The 1,082-nt window shown below is 67.2% G+C and carries 1 protein-coding gene and 1 pseudogene; both read left to right on the top strand.

Features of this window, described 5'->3' with window-relative positions; translation table 11 throughout:
• Nucleotides 1–313: pseudogene (locus JCM19049_RS15110) on the top strand (50S ribosomal protein L20); the annotation flags it as partial.
• Between the two features lie 143 nt (nucleotides 314–456).
• Nucleotides 457–993 carry an RNA methyltransferase gene (locus JCM19049_RS15105; RefSeq protein WP_054821976.1) on the top strand — a complete coding sequence of 179 codons (537 nt, stop codon included), beginning with the start codon at nucleotides 457–459 and terminating at the stop codon, nucleotides 991–993.
• Nucleotides 994–1,082: the final 89 nt, after the last annotated feature.

Below are 1,082 nucleotides of genomic sequence, written 5' to 3'. Positions count from 1 at the left end.
CAGTAGCCGCCAAGGCCCCGCAGGCCGCCGCCGCCAAGCTGCCGCCCCGAAGGCTGAGAAGGCTCCTGCCGCTGCTTCCGCTCACACCTCGGCCTCCAAGGCCGAAGCCGCCGGTGGCATCAAGGCCATCGAGGGTCAGGACGCTCCGGAAGGCTTCGTCATCAAGGGCAACTCCGGCTCGAACAAGTACCACGTGCCGGGCTCGACCTGGTACGAGCAGACCACTGCCGAGTACTGGTTCAACTCGATCGAGTCCGCCAAGGCCGCAGGCTACGAGCCTGCCGGTGGCGAAGCTCGTCAGCAGATGAAGTAAAGCCTTACTCATCCTTCACCACCCGTCACCGGTGCCAGGCGCCGGATGCGCGTGAGGAAACACACCAGCGGGTGCAGACCATAACCATGGTCTGCACCCGCTGGCGTTCTGCCCGGCACCGTATTTGCCGGTATTCTCGAATCATGACCAGCTACGAAGAACCGGTGATGTCCAACCCGCGGGCCGACAAGGTCAAAGCCGTCGCCCGGCTGGCCACCCGCGCCGGACGCAAAGCCAGCGGACACTACCTGGTCGAAGGCCCGCAGGCCGTACGCGAGGCGCTGAAGGCGCACGCCGCCACCGGTCAGGTGCTGGTCTCGGTGTACGCCACCGAACACTTCCTGGGCTCCTCCTCCGAATTCAGCGAACTGCTGCAGGACGCCCAGATCCCGGCCCGCACCGTCACTGAACAGGTGCTCGCGGCCATGGCCGACACCATCACCCCGCACATCATCGCCGTCGCCCGGCGCAACGAACCGGATCTGCGGGAACTGCTTGACTCCGCACCGCGGCTGATCGCGGTGCTCTGCCGGGTGCAGGACCCGGGCAACGCCGGCACCATCCTGCGCGCGGCCGACGCGGCCGGGGCGGACGCGGTGCTGTTCACCAAGGCAGCGTGGACATCTACAACCCCAAGACGGTGCGCTCCACCGTCGGCTCGCTCTTCCACCTGCCGGTGATCGGCAACGTGGACTTCGCGGAACTGACCTCCACCGCCACCCTGCACGGCATCCAGCTGCTGGCCGCCGACGCTACGCCGAACACGACC

The organism is Arthrobacter sp. JCM 19049, from assembly GCF_001310435.1.
The sequence above is the reverse complement of the archived record's forward strand: the minus strand, read 5'-3'. Positions and strand labels throughout refer to the sequence as shown.

What these genes read in the sequence shown, in the direction of transcription:
- JCM19049_RS15105 (WP_054821976.1), top strand. Translation starts at nt 457, where the DNA reads ATGACCAGCTACGAAGAACCGGTGATGTCCAACCCGCGGGCCGACAAG.